14 protein-coding genes and 1 tRNA gene are annotated in these 20383 nt (G+C 72.4%); 9 read left to right on the forward strand and 6 right to left on the reverse strand.

Annotated features, from left to right (window positions below; all coding sequences use genetic code 11):
- Nucleotides 1-32: 32 nt before the first annotated feature.
- A complete protein-coding gene (gene mfd, locus SNA_RS04250) occupies nucleotides 33-3569 on the reverse strand; it encodes a transcription-repair coupling factor (protein WP_044363301.1) in 3537 nt (1178 codons plus the stop codon).
- Between the two features lie 376 nt (nucleotides 3570-3945).
- Here mfd and SNA_RS04255 point away from each other — a divergent pair, with 376 nt between their 5' ends.
- Nucleotides 3946-5583, forward strand: coding sequence for an MFS transporter (locus tag SNA_RS04255; RefSeq protein WP_044363345.1), 1638 nt, complete (start codon nucleotides 3946-3948; stop codon nucleotides 5581-5583).
- A 24-nt stretch (nucleotides 5584-5607) separates the two neighbouring features.
- On the opposite strand, the gene SNA_RS39145 is transcribed toward SNA_RS04255, so the two are convergent.
- The 4 genes from SNA_RS39145 to SNA_RS04275 form a co-directional block, all read right to left on the reverse strand.
- Complete coding sequence (locus tag SNA_RS39145) at nucleotides 5608-6942, reverse strand: coiled-coil domain-containing protein (RefSeq protein WP_198534979.1); 1335 nt, start codon at nucleotides 6940-6942, stop codon at nucleotides 5608-5610.
- Nucleotides 6943-7019: 77 nt separating this feature from the next.
- Complete coding sequence (locus tag SNA_RS04265; RefSeq protein ID WP_078969672.1) at nucleotides 7020-8075, reverse strand: LCP family protein; 1056 nt, start codon at nucleotides 8073-8075, stop codon at nucleotides 7020-7022.
- 204 nt (nucleotides 8076-8279) lie between these two features.
- Nucleotides 8280-11321, reverse strand: coding sequence for an SUKH-4 family immunity protein (locus tag SNA_RS04270; RefSeq protein WP_044363303.1), 3042 nt, complete (start codon nucleotides 11319-11321; stop codon nucleotides 8280-8282).
- Nucleotides 11322-11328: 7 nt separating this feature from the next.
- Nucleotides 11329-12309 carry an SMI1/KNR4 family protein gene (locus tag SNA_RS04275; protein ID WP_063752672.1) on the reverse strand — a complete coding sequence of 327 codons (981 nt, stop codon included), beginning with the start codon at nucleotides 12307-12309 and terminating at the stop codon, nucleotides 11329-11331.
- Nucleotides 12310-12604: 295 nt separating this feature from the next.
- Between SNA_RS04275 and SNA_RS04280 the strand changes: the two genes are divergently transcribed.
- Both SNA_RS04280 and SNA_RS04285 read left to right on the forward strand, forming a co-directional pair.
- Nucleotides 12605-13123 carry a YwqJ-related putative deaminase gene (locus SNA_RS04280; protein WP_044363306.1) on the forward strand — a complete coding sequence of 173 codons (519 nt, stop codon included), beginning with the start codon at nucleotides 12605-12607 and terminating at the stop codon, nucleotides 13121-13123.
- Nucleotides 13124-13131: 8 nt separating this feature from the next.
- Entirely contained in the window at nucleotides 13132-13689 is a 558-nt protein-coding gene (locus SNA_RS04285) for an SUKH-3 domain-containing protein (RefSeq protein WP_030066902.1), read from the forward strand.
- Nucleotides 13690-13789: 100 nt separating this feature from the next.
- On the opposite strand, the gene SNA_RS04290 is transcribed toward SNA_RS04285, so the two are convergent.
- Complete coding sequence (locus SNA_RS04290; RefSeq protein WP_037790739.1) at nucleotides 13790-15175, reverse strand: sensor histidine kinase; 1386 nt, start codon at nucleotides 15173-15175, stop codon at nucleotides 13790-13792.
- Nucleotides 15176-15478: 303 nt separating this feature from the next.
- On the opposite strand from SNA_RS04290, the gene SNA_RS04295 reads away from it, so the two are divergent.
- The 6 genes from SNA_RS04295 (at nucleotide 15479) to SNA_RS04320 (ending at nucleotide 20314) form a co-directional block, all read left to right on the forward strand.
- Nucleotides 15479-15550: transfer RNA gene (locus SNA_RS04295), tRNA-Gln, on the forward strand.
- A 133-nt stretch (nucleotides 15551-15683) separates the two neighbouring features.
- Nucleotides 15684-17141: a bifunctional UDP-N-acetylglucosamine diphosphorylase/glucosamine-1-phosphate N-acetyltransferase GlmU gene (glmU, locus tag SNA_RS04300; protein ID WP_030066904.1), complete on the forward strand. Its 1458-nt coding sequence runs from the start codon at nucleotides 15684-15686 to the stop codon at nucleotides 17139-17141.
- 72 nt (nucleotides 17142-17213) lie between these two features.
- The gene (locus tag SNA_RS04305; protein ID WP_030066905.1) at nucleotides 17214-18188 is read left to right on the forward strand and encodes a ribose-phosphate diphosphokinase; all 975 of its coding nucleotides are present in this window, start codon (nucleotides 17214-17216) and stop codon (nucleotides 18186-18188) included.
- Nucleotides 18189-18402: 214 nt separating this feature from the next.
- Nucleotides 18403-18993, forward strand: coding sequence for a 50S ribosomal protein L25/general stress protein Ctc (locus SNA_RS04310; RefSeq protein ID WP_030066906.1), 591 nt, complete (start codon nucleotides 18403-18405; stop codon nucleotides 18991-18993).
- 87 nt (nucleotides 18994-19080) lie between these two features.
- On the forward strand, nucleotides 19081-19683 hold the full coding sequence (pth, locus tag SNA_RS04315) for an aminoacyl-tRNA hydrolase (RefSeq protein ID WP_030066907.1): 603 nt from the start codon (nucleotides 19081-19083) through the stop codon (nucleotides 19681-19683).
- 106 nt (nucleotides 19684-19789) lie between these two features.
- The gene (locus SNA_RS04320) at nucleotides 19790-20314 is read left to right on the forward strand and encodes a hypothetical protein (RefSeq protein WP_030066908.1); all 525 of its coding nucleotides are present in this window, start codon (nucleotides 19790-19792) and stop codon (nucleotides 20312-20314) included.
- The last annotated feature ends 69 nt before the right edge of the window (nucleotides 20315-20383 follow it).

Below are 20383 nucleotides of genomic sequence, written 5' to 3' on the forward strand. Positions count from 1 at the left end.
GCTGACCCAGGGGCCCGGCGCGTATACGCCGCCTACGAACCCAGGATCGTCGTGAGGAACTCCCCCACCCAGGCGAGCAGTTCCCGCCCCACCAGCGGCTTGCCGCCGATCTTGCCGGTGGCCGGGCGCGGCACCAGCACCTGCCCGGTGGCCGGCTTGAGGACCGACCGGGGATACAGCCGCTTCAGGCGCAGCTCCTGGGACTCACGCAGCTCCACCGGGCCGAAGCGGATGTTGGAGCCCTGGAGGGTGATGTCGGTGACGCCGCAGGCGCGGGCCAGCATCCGCAGACCGGCGACCAGCAGGAGGTTCTCGACCGGCTCGGGCAGCTTGCCGTAGCGGTCGGTCAGCTCCTCGCGGACGGCGGCGATGTCCTCCTCGGAGTTCGCCGAGGCGATGGCGCGGTACGCCTGGAGGCGCAGCCGCTCGCCGGGGGCGTAGTCGTGCGGGACGTGCGCGTCGACGGGGAGTTCGATCTTGACTTCGAGCGGGGGCTCCTCCTCCGCGCCGCCGTCCAGGGACGCGCGGTAGTCGGCGACCGCCTCGCCCACCATCCGTACGTACAGGTCGAAGCCGACGCCCGCGATATGGCCGGACTGTTCGCCGCCGAGGAGGTTTCCGGCGCCGCGGATCTCCAGGTCCTTCATGGCGACGTACATGCCGGCGCCCATTTCGGTGTGCTGGGCGATGGTCGCCAGCCGCTCGTGGGCGGTTTCGGTCAGCGGCTTCTCGGGCGGGTAGAGGAAGTAGGCGTAGCCGCGGTCGCGGCCCCGGCCGACGCGGCCGCGCAGCTGATGGAGCTGGGAGAGGCCGAAGTTGTCGCCGCGCTCGACGATCAGGGTGTTGGCGTTGGAGATGTCGATGCCCGATTCCACGATCGTGGTGGAGACCAGGACGTCGAACTTCTTCTCCCAGAAGTCGACGACGACCTGCTCCAGCTGCGACTCGCCCATCTGACCGTGTGCCGTCTGGATCCGGGCCTCGGGGACGATCTCGCGCAGCCGGGCGGCGGCGCGGTCGATGGACTCGACGCGGTTGTGGATGTAGAAGACCTGGCCCTCGCGCAGGAGTTCACGGCGGATGGCGGCGCCGATCTGCTTTTGCTCGTAGGGGCCGACGAAGGTCAGGACCGGGTGGCGCTCCTCGGGCGGGGTGGTGATGGTGGACATCTCGCGGATGCCCGTCACCGCCATTTCGAGGGTGCGGGGGATGGGGGTCGCCGACATCGTCAGGACGTCGACGTTCGCGCGCAGCTTCTTGAGCTGCTCCTTGTGCTCGACGCCGAAGCGCTGCTCCTCGTCGACGATGACCAGGCCCAGGTCCTTGAACTTGGTCTCGGAGGAGAACAGACGGTGGGTGCCGATGACGAGGTCGACCGAGCCGTCGCGCAGGCCCTCCAGCGTCGCCTTGGCCTCGGTGTCGGTCTGGAAGCGCGACAGCGCGCGCACATTGACCGGGAACTGGCCGTAGCGCTCGCTGAAGGTGCCGTAGTGCTGCTGGACGAGGAGGGTGGTGGGCACGAGGACGGCGACCTGCTTGCCGTCCTGGACGGCCTTGAAGGCGGCGCGGACCGCGATCTCGGTCTTGCCGTAGCCGACGTCGCCGCAGATCAGACGGTCCATCGGGACCGACTTCTCCATGTCCTCCTTGACCTCGGCGATGGTGGTGAGCTGGTCGGGCGTCTCCGCGTAGGGGAAGGCGTCCTCCAGTTCGCGCTGCCAGGGGGTGTCGGGGCCGAAGGTGTGGCCGGGGGCCGCCATCCGGGCCGAGTACAGCTTGATCAGATCGGCGGCGATCTCCTTGACGGCCTTCTTCGCGCGCGCCTTGGTCTTGGTCCAGTCGGAGCCGCCCAGGCGGTGCAGGGTCGGGGCCTCGCCGCCCACGTACTTGGTGACCTGCTCCAGCTGGTCGGTGGGGATGTAGAGGCGGTCGCCGGGCTGGCCGCGTTTGGCGGGGGCGTATTCGACCAGCAGGTATTCGCGGGTGGCGCCCTGGACCGTGCGCTGCACCATTTCGAGGTAGCGGCCGACGCCGTGCTGCTCGTGGACGATGAAGTCGCCGGCCTGGAGGGTCAGCGGATCGATCGTCTTCCGGCGGCGGGCAGGCATCCGGGCCGCGTCCTTGCCGGCCGCCTTCTGGCCGGAGAGGTCGGTTTCCGTCAGGACGGCCAGTTTGAGGGCCGGGTCGATGAAGCCGTTGTCGATCGAGCCGCAGGCGACGTGGACGAGGGACGGCGAGATGTCGGGCAGGCCGGCGTCGAGGCGGGCGGGGATACCCTCGCCGCCGAGGACCTCGGCCGTACGGGCGGCGGGGCCGTGCGCCTCGGTGAGGAAGACCGTGCGCCAGCCGTCGGCGAGCCACTGCTTGGTGTCGGCCAGGGCGCGCTGGGTGTCGCCCCGGTAGGTCTCGGGGGCGTGCATGCCCAGCTTGAGGGTGTCGCCGTCGGTCGACAGGGCCTCGTCCGCGGCGAAGGGGCTGACCGACCACCACATCATGCCCAGCTCGCGGGCCCGGTCGCGGACGTCCGCGATGCCCCACAGCGAGGCCGCGCCGACGTCGATCGGCGCCTCTCCGCCGCCCGCGCTGGCCGCCCAGCTTGCCTGGAGGAACTCCTGGCTGGTCGCCACCAGGTCCGCGGCGCGGGTACGGACCCGCTCGGGGTCGCAGACCACCGCCATGGAGCCCTCGGGCAGCACGTCCAGCAGCAGCTCCATGTCGTCGACCAGCACCGGGGCGAGGGACTCCATGCCCTCCACCGCGATCCCCTCGGCGATCTTGCCGAGGAGTTCGCCCAGCTCCGGGTGGGCCTCGGCGAGCGCCGCGGCCCGCTGCCGGACCTCGTCGGTCAGCAGCAGCTCGCGGCACGGCGGCGCCCACAGACCGTGCTCGGCCACCTCCAGGGAACGCTGGTCGGCGACCTTGAAGTAGCGGATCTCCTCGATGTCGTCACCCCAGAACTCCACCCGCAGCGGATGCTCCTCGGTGGGCGGGAAGACGTCCAGGATGCCGCCGCGGACCGCGAACTCGCCGCGTTTCTCGACCAGTTCGACGCGCGCGTACGCGGCCGCCGCCAGCCCGTCGACGACCTCCTCCAGGTCGGCGGACCGCCCCGTGCGCAGACTCACCGGCTCCAGGTCGCCCAGCCCCTTGACCTGCGGCTGGAGTACGGAGCGGATCGGCGCGACGACCACCGAGACGGGGCCGGCGGTCGGGTCGTCCGGCTGCGGGTGGGCGAGGCGGCGCAGTACCGCCAGGCGGCGGCCGACGGTGTCCGAACGCGGCGAGAGCCGCTCGTGCGGCAGCGTCTCCCACGACGGGTACTCGACCACGCCGTCGGGCGGCAGCAGGGAGCGCAGGGCCGCCGCCAGGTCCTCGGCCTCGCGCCCGGTGGCGGTGACCGCGAGCACCGGGCGGCCGGCCTCGCGGGCCAGGGCCGCCACCGCGAAGGGGCGGGCGGCCGGCGGCCCGACCAGGTCCACATGCGGCCGGTGGCCGTCGGCCGCGGCCCGCACCGCTTCGGCGAGCGCCGGGTCCCGTACGACGGCGTCGAGCAGACCAGTCAGGCTCATGAAAAGGCTTCCGTCCCAGGAGGCGAGGCGCGAGCGGACCGCCGGGATCGCAGCTGTGCGCAATCACCGGAGAACCCCGCGCAGCGAACAGCATGTATGTGCAACGCGAGCGGCCCGACGCTCCCTTTGCGGCGCAAAGGGGCCCAACGGGCCGGGGTTGCCACGATACGCCCGCCCACCGACAACCGGCCGCCCGAGCCCTGGGGCCTGTCCGATGGGCGGGCCCACGCCGACACATCGGACAGGCCCCAGACCGGCCCCGCCGTCCACGGAGCGAGAATCCCCGTTCCGCCCACCGGTCCCGCATGGAAGGGTGTGCGCTACACACAATGCCCGGTGAAGACCGGAGGAGAGGCGGCGGGGCCCGGTGGCAGGCATCACGAGGCGGGACGAGCACGATACGGACATAGCCACGGGCGGCGCCCCCGGACCCCGGCGCGGGCCCGTCGTCGCCGCCCTGATGCTGGCCATGGCGCTGGCCGCCCTCGACTCCACGATCATCGCCACCGCCGTCCCGCAGATCGTCGGCGACCTCGGCGGCTTCGCGGTTTTCTCCTGGCTCTTCGCCGGCTATCTGCTGGCCGTCACCGTCACCCTCCCCGTCTACGGCAAGCTCTCCGACACCTTCGGCCGCAAACCCATCCTGATCGCCGGCATCGTGCTCTTCGTCGCCGGCTCGCTGGCCTGCGCGGGCGCCTGGGACATGGCCTCCCTGATCGCCTTCCGGGTGCTCCAGGGCCTGGGCGGCGGCGCCCTCCAGGGCACCGTCCAGACCATCGCCGCCGACCTCTACCCGATGAAGGAACGCCCCAAGATCCAGGCCAGGCTCTCCTCGGTGTGGGCCGGCTCTGCGGTCGCCGGGCCCGCGCTGGGCGGACTGCTCGCCGCGTATGCCGGGTGGCGGTGGATCTTCCTGGTCACTGTGCCGGTGGGGGCGCTCGCCGTGTGGCTGATCGTCCGCTACTTCCGCGAGCCGGCGCGCCCGGCCCGTACGAGCCGCCCCCGCGTCGACTGGCCCGGTGCGCTCGCCATCTTCGCCTGCGGCGGGCTGCTGCTGACCGGACTCGTCCAGGGCGGCGTCGCCTGGCCCTGGCTCTCGGTGCCGTCGCTGCTGCTCTTCTCGGGGGCGGCGGTGTGTGCGGCGGCGACCGTGGTGATCGAACGGCGCGCCGCCGAGCCGATCATCCCCGGCTGGGTCTGGCGCCGCCCCACCATCCGCGCGGTCAACCTCGGCCTCGGCGCGCTGGGCCTGCTGATGGTCGCCCCCACCGTCTTCCTGCCCACCTACGCCCAGGCGGTGCTCGGCCTGGGCCCGACCGCCGCCGGCTTCGTGCTCTCCGTGATGATCGTCAGCTGGCCGGTCTCGGCCGCCTTCAGCAGCCACGTCTACAACCGCATCGGCATCCGCAACTGCGCCCTGGTGGGCATCGGCGTGGCCGCGCTGGTCCTGGCCGCCTTCCCCCTGCTGCCGTATCCGGGCGCCGCCTGGCAGCCCGCGCTGCTCATGCTGGCGCTCGGCGCGGCCCTCGGCCTGTTCCAGCTGCCGCTGATCTTCGGCGTCCAGTCCTCCGTCGGCTACGGAGAGCGCGGCACCGCCACCGCCTCCATACTCTTCTGCCGTCAGGTCGGCCAGTCCCTGGGCGCGACCCTCTTCGGCGCGGTCGCCAACGCCGGTCTGAGCGCGAGCCTCGCCGACGCCCCGGCCGCCATCCGGCCCGGCCTGCCGCACGACCTCGACGCCGTCTCGCGCGCCCTGCAAAAGGCCGGCTCGCTCACCGCCGACGCCGCCGACTACCTGCGCCGGGCCGTCGCCACCACCGTCGGCCACGTCTACCTCGGCGCCGCCGCGGCCGCCGTCCTCGCCCTCCTCGCACTCCTCGCGCTCGCGCCCCGCCGCTTCCCGGTGCATGCGGACGCCGGGACACAGCGGGAGCGGGACGGCGGGGACGGGGGCGGGGAGGACGGCAGGGGCGGCGGGGACTGCGGGAGCCGGGCGGGCGGTGCGGAGGCGTAACGGCGGCGGGGCCCCCGTCCCGGTTCAGCCCTCCACGCGGGGCACCTCCTCCGTGTCCGGATCCGTGTCCGGCTCCGTCTCCGGATCCGTCTCCAGGCGGGGCAGCTCGGTCTCCAGGGTGTCCTCGTTGTCGGGGTCGCAGCCGTCGGGGTCGCAGCCGTCGGCGGCACCGCCGGGCCGCCGGTCGGCGGATCCACCGTCGCCCTGGCCGCCGTCTCCGGGGCCGCCGTCTACGGGGCCACGGCCCACGTCCTCCCGGCCCACGTCCTCCTGGCCCTCGGCGTCCCGGCCCTCGGGTTCGCGCCCGTCGGGTTCGTGCTCCTCCCCCTCACCGGCCCGGTTCCCGGACTCCGCATCCGCCGCCGTCTCCGGCTCCGTGACCTTCTCCGCCCGTGACCGCCCCTGCGGCTGCGGTTCCGTGGCCCTTTGCAGCTGCTCCTGCGCTTCCGGCTCCGGCTCCGGCTCGTCGTCGTCCAGCGCGTCCGGGTCCTTGCCCGTCAGCGCCGCCAGGCTGTTGCGCACATGCGCCATATGGGCCCGGACCTCGGTGCGCTCCTCCTCGTGTTCGCGCAGCAGCCGGGCCGTGTCGCGCTCGATCCGGTCGGCCTCCACCTTGGCCTCGGCCAGGATCTCGGTGGCGCGGTCGGCGGCGTCCTCCTCGGTGTGGCGGGCGGCCTCCTCCACGCGGGCGTGGGCGCGGCGCCGCTCGGTGAGCTTGGCCTCGCAGCGGGCGTCCAGTTCGGCGACCCGGCGGTTCGTCTCGGCCTCCAGCTTCGCCAGTTCGCGCCCGGCCACGTCCCACTCCTCGGCCTGCCGGTTCTCCTCCTCGTGCCACATCTGCTCGGTGCGCTGACGCATCTCGGTGAGCACCGCGGCCGCCTCGGCGCGCCACTGCTCGGCGTCCTGGGCCGCCTCGGCGGCCAGTTCGGCGGCCTGTTTCCGCGCCGCCTCCTCGGTCCGCCGCCCGTACTCCTCCGCCTCGGCCCGCAGCTCCCGCGCCGCCGTCTGCTCCTGGTCGCGGAGCCGGTCGGCGTACGCCATCGCCTCGTCGCGGAGCCGCTCCCCTGCGGTTTCCGCCTCGGCCCGCAGCCGGTCCGCCTCCGACTGAGCGGTCGTCAGGAGCAGCCGGGCCTGGTCGCCCAGGCCCTCGAAGGTCTGCGGCGGCAGCTTGGCCACCTGCTCCTGAAGTTCCGCCAGCTCCGCGTCCATCTCGTTGCAGAGCACGGTCAGCCGCGCGGCCCGCTCCCAGCAGGCGTCACGGTCTATTGAGACCTCTTCCACCCGCCGGTCGACGTCCTCCGGCCGATAGCCGCGTCCTCGTACGGTCTCGAACCCGTGCGGCGAAACCGAAGCACTCATCCCTCAAAGCCCCTTTTCTGGATCGGCCCGAAGCCGCCCTATCGCGACACTTCACCCCTCTCCCACACAAGGATGCGTCAATCGGTGCCAGAAGTCGGAATAGCCTCGTCGGCGCGCAAAGCGCCGAATATTCGGTTTGCGCCGTCCGTGTTCCAGAGCAGGACGTCGCCGGCGGCGCCCATCGCCACGCCGGGAGCCGCCACCGGGACGGTGACCGCCGCGCCGCCGCCCTGGGCGACCTCCTTCATCGACCAAGCCATGGCCAGCAGTTCGGGCGTTCCCGAAGCGTTGTCGACGGCGAGCGCGGACAGCCCGGCGCCGCCGACCGGCAGCAGCCGGGACGGATCGAGCAGCACGCCGGGCGCCAGCATCTCCTCCGCCACCGCCCCGATCAGCTGCCGCTGCCGCTTCACCCGTCCGAGGTCACCCTGCGGGTCCGCATAGCGGGCCCGTACGAAAGCCAGCGCCTGCCGCCCGTCCATCCGGTGGCAGCCCGCCGCGAAATCGGCCCCGGAATGCGCATCGCGCAGCGGCCGGTCCAGACACAGCCGCACCCGGCCCAGCGCGTCCACCAGCCGCACCACGCCCAGGAAGTTCACCTCGGCATAGCGGTCGACGCGCAGCCCCGTCGCCTGTTCGACCGTACGCGCCAACAGCCGCGGCCCGCCCTGCGCATACGCCGCATTGATCTTCGCCCGGCCGTGCCCCGGCACCCGTACATAGCTGTCGCGCGGCAGACTGACCAGATACGGGCCGTGCCGGCCGGAGTGCAGCACCATGATCGTGTCGGTGTTGCGGACCGTGTCATTGCCCACGTGCAGGTCCTTGCGCTGCTCGGGTGACAGCGCGGCGCGGCTGTCGGAGCCGATCAGCAGCCAGTTCGTCCCCTTGCCCGGGGGCGGGCGCCCGGCGTAGTCGGCCAGCGCGCCCGCATGCCGTACGCGCTCCGCCGCCCATCCGTACAGCGCCACCCCGCCCGCCGCCGCCAGCACCACCAGCGCCAGCAGCACCGCGAGAATCCGCCGCCGCCACGACCCCCGACCCCGCCGCCGACGCCGCGGCCCGCGCCCGGCCCGATGGACGGCGACGGAGGACGGCGAGGGCGATGAGGACGGCTGCCCTATGTGTGCCATGTAGGCATGGTGGGGGCGACGACGGCGCGGCGCAGGTCGAGCAGGCCGGCGCCCGCCGGTCGCGGAAGGCGGCGCCCGCCGGTCGCGGAAGCCGCCACCGCGTGTTCCGCTGCCCCGCCGGGTAGGGGTCTGCAAGGGGCGCTCGCGACCCTTAGGGGATCCGTTCGAACGACCCTTAAGGGACCGCCACCCCCGCCCCCGCCACTACAGCAACCCGTCCCACATCTGCTCCAGCAGCACCGACCACCACGTCTCCGGCGAGCCGAGGGCCGGGGGGTCCAGGGCGACCAGCTGGGCCTGGAAGTCGACGGTCCAGCGGCCCGCCTGTTCCGGTGTCAGCCCGAAGCGCAGGCGCCACATCCGCCCCAGCATCGCCAGGCAGCGCACGAACTCCGGCAGCCCGCTGTTGACGAACTGCGGCACGGCGGGCTGCCCGCCCGGTGCGGCCTCCAGCGGGACGGCCACGATGTTCGCGGTCCCGTACTGGACGCACAGCTGACGGCCGAAGTCGTTGCCCATGACGAGGTACGAGCCGGCGTCCGCGGCGGGCTGGACCCGCCGTTCCGTCGCCAGCTCCGCCAGCGTCGGCACCGGGCGGCCCGGCTGCGCCTGCGCCCAGAAGAACGGCCCGAAGTCGACCGGCAGCCCCGCCCACACCAGCATCTGGGCGACCACCTCGGGCACTCCTTGCCGGGAGACCGCCCGCTGGTCGAAGCGGAATATCCCCTGCGGCCCGAAGGACTGCTCCAGCTCCTGCCCGATCACCTGCGGCGGCACCGGAGGCACCGGCGGCACCTGCGAGGGATGCGGCAGCGGCACCCGCACCGGCGCCGGCCGCGCCGGGCCGTCCGCCACCTGGTGCAGTTCGCCCTGGTGCTCGACCAGATGCCGTACGCCCTGCTGGCGCGAGGCGTGGTCCGTGCCGTAGGCGGCGGTGTGGCTGATGCGCACCTGCGGCCAGGTCTCGCGGATCATCCGGGCGCAGTAGCCGCCGGGCAGGTCGCAGGACTCCAGCTCGGTGTGCAGCTCCAGCACCTGCTGCGGCGGAATGTTCATCCCGCGCAGCTCGTGCAGCAGCTGCCACTCCGGGTGCGGCGTACCGGGCGCGGAGCGGCGCACGATCTTCTGCTCGGCGCCGTCGGGGGCGCGGTAGCTGAGTACGGCCATGTAGCCGGGGCCGACGGTCGGCTGGCCGCCCGGGGCCTGGGGGTAGCCGTATGCGCCCGGCCCACCTGGGGCGCCGGGTACGGGTGCGCCGGGCGGGCCCGTGGGGGCGCCCGGTGGCGGTACGGGGCCGGGGCCGGCGTGCGGAGGCATGCCGGGGCCGGGCGGCGGCGGGGGTGCGGCCGGGGGCATGCCCGGCGCGGGGGCGGGCCCGGGGCCCCCGGGGACTCCCGGGGCGCCGGGTGTGCCAGGCACTCCAGGTGCTCCCGGGGCTCCAGGTGCTCCCGGGCCGCCGGGCATGCTGAGGGCCGCGCCGTCGGCGAGCATCGTGGCGGCGGCGTGCACCCCGCCGCCCCCCGCACCACCGGGGGCGGGCGGAGCGGACGGCGGTGGCGGGCCGCCCTGGCCGCCCGCACCCGGCCTGCCGGGCGGGCCCGGCGGCTTCGGCGCGCCGGGCATGCCCGGCGAGCCCGGCGGCTTGGGTGCGCCCGGCGTACCGGGGGGAGACGGCGGGTGCGGTACGGACCCCGTACCGGCCCCGCCGCCCAGGCTTGCCTGAAGGGCCGCGCCGTCGGCGAGCATCGTCGCGGCGGCGTGCACCCCACCGGCGGCCGGCGGCGCGGGCGGCGGGGTTCCGGGACCCGGCGTTCCGTCGGAGTCGTCCGGCTGCGGCCCGTCCACCGCGCTCAGGTCCAGGTCCGCGGCGTCCAGCTGCGAGACCAGCTGAGTGGGAACATAGCCGCCGGCCGGCGCACCGGGCGTGCCGGGACCGGACGGCCGGGCCTCGGCCTTGCCCGTCGCGGCGTCGGCGATCTGTGCGGGGTCGGGACGCTGCCCGGCCCGGCCCGCACCGGGCATACCGGGCGCGCCGGGGGGCGGCGGCGGACCGGCGGCACCGCCCTGCCTGCCGCTTCCGGCGTTCCCCGTATTCCCAACGTTCCCGGCGTTCCCGGCGTTTCCGGGCAGCCCGGAACCGTCGGCCATCATGGTCGCCGCCGCGTGCACCCCGCCGCCCGCAGCGGGCGGGGGCGGCGGAGGCATACCGGGGCCGCCGGCGCCCGGCGGAGGCGGCGGCATGCCGGGGCCGGGGACGCCCGGCGGAGGAGGGACGTCGGCGATGGGCGCGCCCGAAGGCGGCGGCAGATCGGACAGTGCCGGGGAGCCGGGCGGCGCGGGCGGCATGGGAGGCGGCGCGGGCAGCCCGCCGGGACGGCCGTCCGGCGCTCCCGCGGCGCCGCCCTCCGACGCGTCCAGCGCCGGTGCGACCTGCGTACGCGGCAACTGGACGCCGCTCTGGAGGAGTTCGGTCTTGGCATCGGGGAGCGAGCGCGGCGGCGGGGTGTCGTCCGATTCGGAGTGCTCGGCCAGCGCGTCGGAGAACTCGGTCAGCGGCGCCGCGAACACCGTCTCGGGCAGCCCCACCGAACGGTCCTCGGCCGCGTCGTCGCCGGTGGTGTCGGCCTCGGCCCAGGGGGTCGCCGGGGTGGCCGCGGCGGACGAAGCAGCCGGTGCCGAAGCAGCCGGTGACGGACCCGACGACGCGGCAGGCGCCGAAGACGCAGACGGAGACACAGCCGCAGACGGTGACGCAGCCGAAGACGGAGACGGAGACGGAGACGAAGACGGAGACGGAGACGAAGCCCCCGACCCCCCGCTCCCCCGCCCCCGGCCCTGGAGCCCTATCGCGTCCGCCGCCTCCTGGAGCCACTCCGGCGGCGTCAGCAGGAACGATGTGGCCTCCAGGTCCACCCGCTGCGGCGGCGGTTCGGCCGCCCCGTGCCCGCCGTCCGCCGGAGCGCCGTACTCCTCCTCGTACCGCCGGATCACCTCGCCGACCGGCAGCCCCGGCCACAGCGTCGTCTCCCCGCTGTCCCGGGCGATCACCAGCCGGGCCCGGCCGCCATCGGTGGCCGGACCTCCCCCAGAGCCTTCGGCACCGGGGGGACCCCCCTCGCGGTCCTCCGCCCAGGCCACGAACCCCAGAGCGAACTCCCGCACCCGCACCTCGCGGTGCTGCTGCGCCGGCACCTCGCCGTTGACCCAGCGCTCCGCGCGCTCCTGCGCCTGCGCGAACGTCACCATCGCGCGTTCACCCCTCCACCGGGACGGCGTGCGCGAAGCCGCCGTCCACCATCAGGTTCGCCACGGTCTCCAGCTCCGGCGGATTGCCCGCCAGCCGCTGGAGGAAGTCGTCGAAATCGGCGCCGCAGGGCAGCAGCAGCCGCTCGACCCGCTCCTGCACCGTCCATCCGTCCTGGTCCCGGGCGTCGTCGTACGGGCAGAACCACACCGACCCCGGGGCCTCGCCGCGCACCTTCACCGCGACCACCCCGCCCTGGACGAACGCCACGCCCAGATAGTCCTTGGTGAAGTGGTCGCGCAGACATTTGTTGATGTAGACGAGGTCATTGACGGCCGCATCGTCGCGCACCGCGAAGAACGGCTGATCGACCAGCAGCCCCAGCTCCGCGTCGAGCGCCGCGCCCACCGTCGCGCATCCGCCCGCCGCCTTCAGGAACGCGCGGTAGGCGCCCGGCAGCCGGTAGCCGAGCGCCTCCTCGGCCTGCGCCACCTGCTCCTCGCTCACCGCCAGCTCCCGCCGCGGCACCGCGAAATGCGCCGGCCGCGTCTCCTGCAACGGCCGCGTGCCGCGTTTGTCGTGCTCCACCGCCGCCGTCGCCAGCCCGCCGTGATGCCGCAGCAGCGCCTTGACCTCGACGGGAATCAGCTCCAGGCGCCGCGTACCGGGTACGTGATGCCAGGTCCAGCCGTGCGGCGTCGCCACCGACGGAACGTCTATCCACAGCTCGTGCCCCTGCGCATGCAGCGCCGCATTCGCCGACACATAGTCCGTCAACCGCAGCTCGTCGACGCCGAAGCCCTCCGGCGGCTCGGCGATCTCCGCCGCCGCCCGCGCATACGGCGTGAACACCGGGAAGCCGTTCGCGTCCACCCGCACTCCCGCGGGATGACGGGCGGCACGCACCGGATCCGGGAAATGCACGATCTGCCCGGCGTAGGCCGAATTCGGTGGCGCGGCATGCTGCTGCCCGAGCCGACCTGTCGTCATCGCGGTTGCCCCCTGGCTGGATCTGGGTTTGGGGCACAGCCTATGCCGTGCCGCAACACCCTCCCGCCGCCCCCGGCCGCCCCGCGTCAGCCCGCCGACACGCCACCCTCACCCGCCGCCGCACGGTCCCCCGACCGTCGTAAGCCACCCCGCCGACCAGCCCTGTTTCCCCGCAGCCGACGGACCGTCACACATCAGTGACATCTCCGACAGCAGGCCCGACTACCGCAACACCCAGCACATTTGGCAGTCTGACTCCGCAGCCGGGGGATTGCAGGGAGGGAAAGCACCAACAATGAGCACCACCGCACATCAGCACAGCAGCGCCACCGGCGACCCTCGCATCGGCTGGAGCGCCACCGCCGACGCCGACCGCGCCCCGGTCCTCGCCCACCGCCGCGACGGCATCCTCCCCACCGTCGGCGCCGCCTTGTCGGTACGCGGACAAACCCTGACCTGTACGGCGAGCAAGGCGGAGCAGCCCCCCACCCTGCACCCCCTCGTCCAGGACTTCCTCGACACCCTCGGCACCGCACAACGCGAACGCTTCACCGGCCGATGTCCCGAGGCCGTCCTCCTCTCCCGCCACCTCACCGCGGTCGAGTCCGGCCGCAGCAAACGCGCCGCCCGCAAACCCCTCACCAACGGCGAAGCCCGCCGCTCCCTGAAACACTCCAAGATCACCGCACGCCATATCCGCGAGGACGGCGACCCCCGGCACGGCAGCTACGCCCCGCCCTGCCGCTCCTGCGACGCCCTCCTCGCCCACTTCGGCGTCATGCCCATCGACGGCACGACGCCCACCGGGAGCTGACCGCCACCATGCCGACCGTCCCCGCCCCGCAGTCCCCCGCCCGCGACCGCGCCGGCTCCACCCGCTTCCCCGCCGCCGTCGACGTCGCCCTCCAGGAAGCCGGCTGGCAGCCGGGCCGCTGGGACATAAAGCAGGCCGAACACTGGGCCGACACCCTGCGCGCCCACACCTCCCCCGCCGGCCACCGTCACACCGTCTTCGCCGCCGCCGTCGAAGCCTGGGCGGAATTCGGCGGCCTGACGATCACCGGCACCGGCCCCGGCCGCCACATCGCCCCCACCCCCTTCACCGTCGACCCCCTCCACGGCCTCCACCTCGCCCGCACCCTCGGCGATCTCGGCCGCGCCCTGGACACCGGCGTCGCCCCCCTCGGCCAGGAAGAAATCCCCGACGCCCACGGCGGCACCCCCACCGCCCAGGCCGTCCTCGCCATCGACACCCAGGGCCGCATCTACAGCCTCGACCACACCGGCGACTGGTACCTCGGCCCCGACCTCGACACGGCCCTGAGCACCCTCGTCCTGGGCACCCGGCCCTCCCGCCTGGGCGTCGCGACACAGGGCTGACACCGCACGGGGCACCCGGCCACCGGCCGTGCCGCAGCTCCCGGGAGCCGAGCAGACTCCCCCGGCCCCGGCCCGAACCGCCGCCAGTACGGGCCTTACCTCACCCGCCGGCGCCGGCCGCCCCCACCGGCACCACCGCCGACACCCGGAAGCCGCCCGCCTCCGTCGGCCCCGACACGAACACGCCCCCCAGGGCGGTCACCCGCTCCCGCATCCCCACCAGGCCGTTGCCCCCGCTGGGCAACCCCGCATCCGCCGCCCCCCGCTCCGACGGACCGTTCTCCACCTGCACCGCGACCTCGTCGCCCCGATGCGCCAGCCGCACCCGCGCCCGCGCGCCCGGCGCATGCTTGTGCACATTCGTCAGCGCCTCCTGCACCACCCGGTAGACGGTCTGCTCCACCCCCGCCGCATACGACCGCCCCGCCGTGGCGCCATCCGCCCCCTCGACCGACAGCACCACCGCCATACCGGCCGCCCGCGACTGCCCCACCAGATCCGCCAGCTCGGCCAGCGACGGCCCGTCGCCGTCCGCCTCGGCCGGCATCGCCCCCGCCTCCGGCTCCGCCCGACGAGCGGCCTCGCTCGCCACCGCAGCCAACCGCTCCGGCTCGTCCGGCCCCGCCGCGGCGCGCACCGGTGCCGCACCGTCCGCCGTACGCAAAACCCCCAGCATCTCGCGCAGCTCCGTCAGCGCCTGCCGCCCCATGTCCCCCACCAGCGCGGCATTCTTCGACGCCTTCTCCGGATCCTTCAGCGCCACCGCCTGCAACGCCGCCGCATGCACCACCATCAGACTCACCCGGTGCGCCACCACGTCGTGCATCTCGCGCGCGATCCGCGTCCGCTCCTCGTTACGGGCCCACTCCGCCCGCTCCTCGGCCCGGTCCGCCAGCAACGACAGCTCACGCTCCAGACCGTCCGCGCGCTCCCGCAGGCTCTCCACCAGCCGCCGCCGCGCCCCGATGTACAGGCCCCACAGCACCGGCGGAGCCGTCATCACCAGCCCCACCGCGACCGCCATCACCGGCACGAACCACACCGGCGGATTGAAGGTCTCCTCGCGCGCCACGTCCTGCTGCATGCTGACGTAGGTCGTCACCAGCGTCCCGACCACCGTCATCCCGGCCAGCAACGCCGTGATCCGCCGCGGCACATCCGACGCCGCCAGCGTGTACAGCCCCACCACACCCAGCAGCGCACCCATCTCCGCCGGCATCACCGCAATCGACGCCAGCACCACCACCACGGGCCACCGACGCCGCACCAGCAACACCGGCCCCACGACCAGGCCGAGCGCCATCCCGACCCACTCCGGCAGCCCCGCCCCATGCGCAAACGGCACGCCCTCGACGACACACTCCACCGTCGACAGCGCCGCCAGCACCACATCCAGCACGGCACTGCGCCGCCGCGCCCACCACCACGGCCCGTCCCCGGGCGCTCCCCGCGCCCCCGCACTTTCCCTTGCCCCCGTCACGCTCATACCGACCAGCGTACGGGCGCCCATCCCGCCCTCCCCGGCGAGTGCCCCGCCACACGTCAGGCCCATTACACGCCCCTACGGCCACATATCGGCCGAACCAGCAAATGGCCCGCATTCCCGGCTCTTCCGCGCCGTGACGAACACCACCCGGTTCGCCGGAGTCGAGACGTCCCGCGGCCGCCCGACGATCTACGTGACACAGAGCGCCGAGCTATACCGTCGCATCGAAGGCTGCTGGTACGGCATAGTGTTGGGTGCCGAGCGGCCAGCCTGACGCAATGTCCGGTATGGACCGCTTCGCTATCCCCTGTGGTGTAATTGGCAGCACTGAGGCTTTTGGTGCCTTATGTCCGGGTTCGAGTCCTGGCAGGGGAGCAACCGCCACCACCAGGCAATCTCCGGGTCCTGACCACAAGGTCAGGACCCGCCGTCGTTTCGCCCACCGAACGCCCCGGTATCCTTCGGATGACCACCACCCGAAGTAGCCAAGAAGCCGAAGGGCATCCCCGTGAGCGCCAACCGCCCGGCAGCCGTCGTCGTTCTCGCAGCGGGTGAGGGCACCCGTATGAAGTCGGCGACCCCCAAGGTCCTGCATGCGATCTGTGGCCGCTCCCTCGTGGGGCATGTCGTCGCCGCCTCCCGTGAGCTGGACCCCGAACACCTCGTCGTGGTCGTCGGCCATGCCCGTGAGCAGGTGCGGGCGCATCTCGCCGAGGTCGATCCGGCCGTCCGTACCGCCGTGCAGGACGAGCAGCTCGGCACCGGTCACGCCGTGCGCATGGGGCTGGAGGAGCTGGCCGCCGATGGCATCGCGCTCGACGGCACGGTCATCGTCGTATGCGGTGACACCCCGCTGCTGACCGGCGAGACCCTCGGCCGGCTGAGCGATACGCACGCGGCCGACAAGAACGCCGTCACCGTGCTGTCCGCCGAGGTGCCGGACGCGACGGGTTACGGGCGGATCGTGCGGGACGAGGTGACGGGCGCCGTCACCGCGATCGTGGAGCACAAGGACGCCGACGACGCGCAGCGCGGGATCCGGGAGATCAATTCCGGGGTGTTCGCGTTCGACGCGAAGTTGCTGGTGGAGGCGCTGGGCCAGGTCCGTACGGACAACAGTCAGGGCGAGGAGTACCTGACCGATGTGCTGGGGATCGTGCGTGCGGCGGGACACCGGGTGGGTGCGGCCGTGGCGGATGATCACCGGGAGATTCTGGGGATCAACAACCGGGTGCAGCTGGCCGAGGCGCGCCGGCTGCTCAATGAGCGGCTGCTGGAGCGGGCGATGCTGGCCGGCGTGACGGTCGTGGATCCGGCGTCGACGTGGGTGGATGTGTCGGTGGAGTTCGAGCCGGATGCGGTGGTGCACCCGGGGACTCAGCTGCTCGGCGCCACGCGTGTCGGCGGTGGTGCGGAGGTCGGGCCGCATTCACGGATCACGGACACGGTCGTCGGTGCGGGCGCCGTGGTGTCCTTCGCGGTGGCGGAGGGTGCGCGGATCGGCGACGGCGCGAATGTCGGGCCGTATGCGTATCTGCGTCCGGGGACGGATCTTGGCTCGAAGTCGAAGGCCGGGACGTATGTGGAGATGAAGAACGCGTCGATCGGGGAAGGTACGAAGGTGCCGCATCTCTCCTACGTGGGGGATGCGACGATCGGCGAGTACTCCAACATCGGCGCGGCGAGCGTCTTTGTGAATTACGACGGTGAGGCGAAGCACCACACGACGGTCGGTTCGCATTGCAAGACGGGGTCGGACAACATGTTTGTGGCTCCTGTCACGATCGGGGACGGCGCCTATACGGCGGCCGGCTCGGTCATTACCAAGGATGTGCCCCCGGGTTCGCTGGCGGTCGCGCGTGGCCAGCAGCGGAATATCGAGGGCTGGGTCGCGCGCAAGCGGCCCGGAAGTGCCGCCGCGCAGGCTGCTGCGGCTGCTCGCCAGGAGTCCGAGGGCGAGCGTTGATCGTGCTGGTGGTGCACCGTGCGGGGCGTACCGTGATGAGCGCACGCAAACTGTGATTCGAGGAGATTTGCTGTGACCGGGATCAAGACGACCGGCGAGAAGAAGCTGATGCTCTTCTCCGGCCGCGCCCACCCCGAGCTGGCCGAGGAGGTCGCGCACCAGCTGGGCGTGAGCCTGGTCCCGACAAAGGCGTTCGACTTCGCCAATGGTGAGATCTATGTGCGCTACCAGGAGTCGGCGCGCGGTGCGGACTGCTTTTTGATTCAGAGCCACACGGCTCCGATCAATAAGTGGATCATGGAGCAGCTGATCATGCTTGATGCGCTGAAGCGGGCTTCGGCTCGCAGCATCACTGTGGTCGTTCCGTTCTACGGTTATGCGCGCCAGGACAAGAAGCACCGTGGCCGGGAGCCGATTTCGGCGCGACTGATCGCGGATTTGATGAAGACCGCGGGTGCGGACCGTGTGGTGACGGTGGATCTGCACACGGACCAGATCATGGGCTTCTTCGACGGCCCCGTGGATCACCTTTTTGCGCTGCCGGTTCTTGCGGATTACGTGGGCGCGAAGGTGGACCGGGAGAAGCTGACGGTGGTTTCGCCGGACGCCGGCCGGGTGCGGGTCGCGGACCGCTGGTGCGACCGTCTGGGTGCGCCGCTGGCGATCGTCCACAAGCGGCGTGACAAGGACGTGGCGAACCAGGTCACCGTGCATGAGGTGGTCGGCGATGTGAAGGACCGGGTGTGTGTCCTGGTCGACGACATGATCGACACGGGCGGCACGATCTGCGCGGCCGCCGACGCGCTGTTCGCGAACGGTGCGGCGGATGTCATCGTGACGGCGACGCACGGTGTGCTGTCGGGTCCGGCCGCCGACCGGCTGAAGAATTCGAAGGTGAGCGAGTTCGTGTTCACGAATACGCTGCCGACGCCTTCGGAACTGGAGCTGGACAAGATCACGGTGCTGTCGATGGCGCCGACGATTGCGCGGGCGATCCGTGAGGTGTTCGAGGACGGTTCGGTGACGAGCCTGTTCGAGGAGCAGTAGTCGCGCGATCGCCGTTGGGCGATCGCCCGCATCCGTGAGGATGCTGTAGATCGACTTTGGGGCGGCCTTCCCGCCGGGTAGACTCATGGAGTTGCTCGGCGAGGGAGGCCGCCCTTTAGTGGTGGCTGTCCGTTATCGACGCGCTCTTCGTAGCAGGTCTGTCGTGGGCCGGGTGACGCCCACCAGATGTTTCTGAGTTACGAGGAGTGCAGTTATGGCCGAGGTCAAGATCAGCGCTGACGTCCGCACCAACTTCGGTAAGGGCGCTGCCCGCCAGACCCGTCGCGAGAACAAGGTTCCCGCGGTTATCTACGGTCACGGTGCGGACCCGCAGCACGTGGCGATCGACAGCCACGCGCTGATGATGGCCCTGAAGACCCCGAACGTGCTGATCCGCCTGGAGCTGGACGGCGGCAGCGAGCTGGTGATCCCCAAGGCCGTGCAGCGTGAGGCCATTCGCGGCTTCCTGGTGCACGTGGACTTCCTGGCCGTCAAGAAGGGCGAGAAGGTCACCGTCGAGGTCCCGATCGTGACCGAGGGCGAGCTGGCCGCCGGCGGCAACCTGCTCGAGCACGTGCTGAACACCCTGCCGATCGAGGCCGAGGCCACCCACCTGCCCGAGTCGGTCACGGTGTCGATCGCCGGTCTGGACTCCGGTGCGTCGGTGCTGGCCAAGGACGTCGTGCTGCCGGCCGGTTCGTCGCTGGCCGTCGAGGAGGACGCGGTCGTGCTCCAGGTCGTCGCGGCGCAGGCCGAGGCTCCGGCCGAGGAGGCCGGCGAGGGCGAGGCCGCGGCCCAGGCCTGATCGTAGGGTTCGCCGGGATACTTCTGTGACCGCCGTTCCGCGCTTGCCGAGCGCGGGGCGGCGGTCGCGTCGTTGAGGGAGAGACAGATGACGGATACGGGTGTGGCTGCGGACGGTCCCTGGCTGATTGTGGGGCTGGGGAATCCGGGTTCGGAGTACGCGGGTAATCGGCACAACGTCGGTTTCATGGTCGCGGATCTTCTGGCGGAGCGGATGGGCGGCCGTTTCAAGGCGCACAAGGCGCGGGCGCAGGTGGTCGAGGGGCGAATCGGTTCGCCGGGTCCGGGGAGCCGCCGGGTGGTCGTGGCGAAGCCGATGTCGTTCATGAATCTGTCGGGCGGTCCGACGACGGCGTTGCGGGATTTCTACAAGGTGCCGACCGCCCGTCTCATTGCCGTGCACGATGAGCTGGATATTGATTACGGTGTGCTGCGGCTGAAGCTGGGTGGTGGCGACAATGGCCATAACGGCCTGAAGTCGATCACGAAGTCGCTGGGGGCGGAGTATCACCGGGTGCGGTTCGGGATCGGGCGTCCTCCGGGACGGATGCCGGTGGCGGATTTCGTGCTGAAGGATTTCTCGTCGGCGGAGCGCAAGGAGCTGGCGTATTTCGTGGACCGGGCGGCGGATGCGGTGGAGGCATTGGTCGTGGAGGGGCTGGAGCGGGCGCAGGGTACGTACAACTCGTAATCGGGTGGGCGAATTCGGGTTGGCGAAGGGGACGGTTCGGGGCAGGGGCTGACGAACCGTACCCGCGAGGTTGACCGGCGGCGGGAGATGGCCAAGGATCGCCGCCATGCCCAAGAGCAGTACGCGCACCAGTTCGGTCAGACGTAGTCGCACCCGTCGGTTGGGGGAGCGCGCCGTTGGGGCGTTGCTTGTCGCCAGGATCGGGCTGATGGGGCTGCTGGCGCTGCTGTTGCTGGTGGCGGGTGTGTGGACGTCGTGGAACACCGCGCAGTACGCGATGCTCGTCAAGGCGCGCGAGCGCGGCACGATGACGGTGAAGGCGTGCCAGGGCAAACAGTGCACGGGCCCGTATGTGCCGACGGCGGGGGACGGCAAGCCGCGGCCGAAGGTGTCGATCGCGCATGCGGCGGCCCCGGAGAAGGGTGAGCGGGTCGAGGTGACCCTCGAACCGGGCACGACGCATGCGGTGCGGACCGGGGTGGCGGGGATCCTGCATGCCTGGGTGCCGTTTGCGGGCTCGTTGTTGCTGGCGGCGCTGGTGGTGGCCGGGGGGATGCGGCTGCGGCGTACGGCGTGGGTGATGGGCTTGTTCGGGGCGGTGTTGTTGGGGGCGGCGTTCGCCGCGATGTAGGGCGCGTGCGGAGACGGCGCTGCGGAGGCGCCGTACGGACAGCGGTACGGATACGGCGGGGGGGGGGCC

The sequence above is a fragment of the Streptomyces natalensis ATCC 27448 genome (genome assembly GCF_000935125.1).
GTDB lineage: Bacteria > Actinomycetota > Actinomycetes > Streptomycetales > Streptomycetaceae > Streptomyces > Streptomyces natalensis.

What these genes read in the sequence shown, in the direction of transcription:
- mfd (WP_044363301.1), bottom strand. Translation starts at nt 3,569, where the DNA reads ATGAGCCTGACTGGTCTGCTCGACGCCGTCGTACGGGACCCGGCGCTC.
- SNA_RS39145 (WP_198534979.1), bottom strand. Translation starts at nt 6,942, where the DNA reads ATGAGTGCTTCGGTTTCGCCGCACGGGTTCGAGACCGTACGAGGACGC.
- SNA_RS04265 (WP_078969672.1), bottom strand. Translation starts at nt 8,075, where the DNA reads ATGGCACACATAGGGCAGCCGTCCTCATCGCCCTCGCCGTCCTCCGTC.
- SNA_RS04270 (WP_044363303.1), bottom strand. Translation starts at nt 11,321, where the DNA reads ATGGTGACGTTCGCGCAGGCGCAGGAGCGCGCGGAGCGCTGGGTCAAC.
- SNA_RS04275 (WP_063752672.1), bottom strand. Translation starts at nt 12,309, where the DNA reads ATGACGACAGGTCGGCTCGGGCAGCAGCATGCCGCGCCACCGAATTCG.
- SNA_RS04280 (WP_044363306.1), top strand. Translation starts at nt 12,605, where the DNA reads ATGAGCACCACCGCACATCAGCACAGCAGCGCCACCGGCGACCCTCGC.
- SNA_RS04285 (WP_030066902.1), top strand. Translation starts at nt 13,132, where the DNA reads ATGCCGACCGTCCCCGCCCCGCAGTCCCCCGCCCGCGACCGCGCCGGC.
- SNA_RS04290 (WP_037790739.1), bottom strand. Translation starts at nt 15,175, where the DNA reads ATGAGCGTGACGGGGGCAAGGGAAAGTGCGGGGGCGCGGGGAGCGCCC.
- SNA_RS04310 (WP_030066906.1), top strand. Translation starts at nt 18,403, where the DNA reads ATGGCCGAGGTCAAGATCAGCGCTGACGTCCGCACCAACTTCGGTAAG.
- pth (WP_030066907.1), top strand. Translation starts at nt 19,081, where the DNA reads ATGACGGATACGGGTGTGGCTGCGGACGGTCCCTGGCTGATTGTGGGG.
- SNA_RS04320 (WP_030066908.1), top strand. Translation starts at nt 19,790, where the DNA reads ATGCCCAAGAGCAGTACGCGCACCAGTTCGGTCAGACGTAGTCGCACC.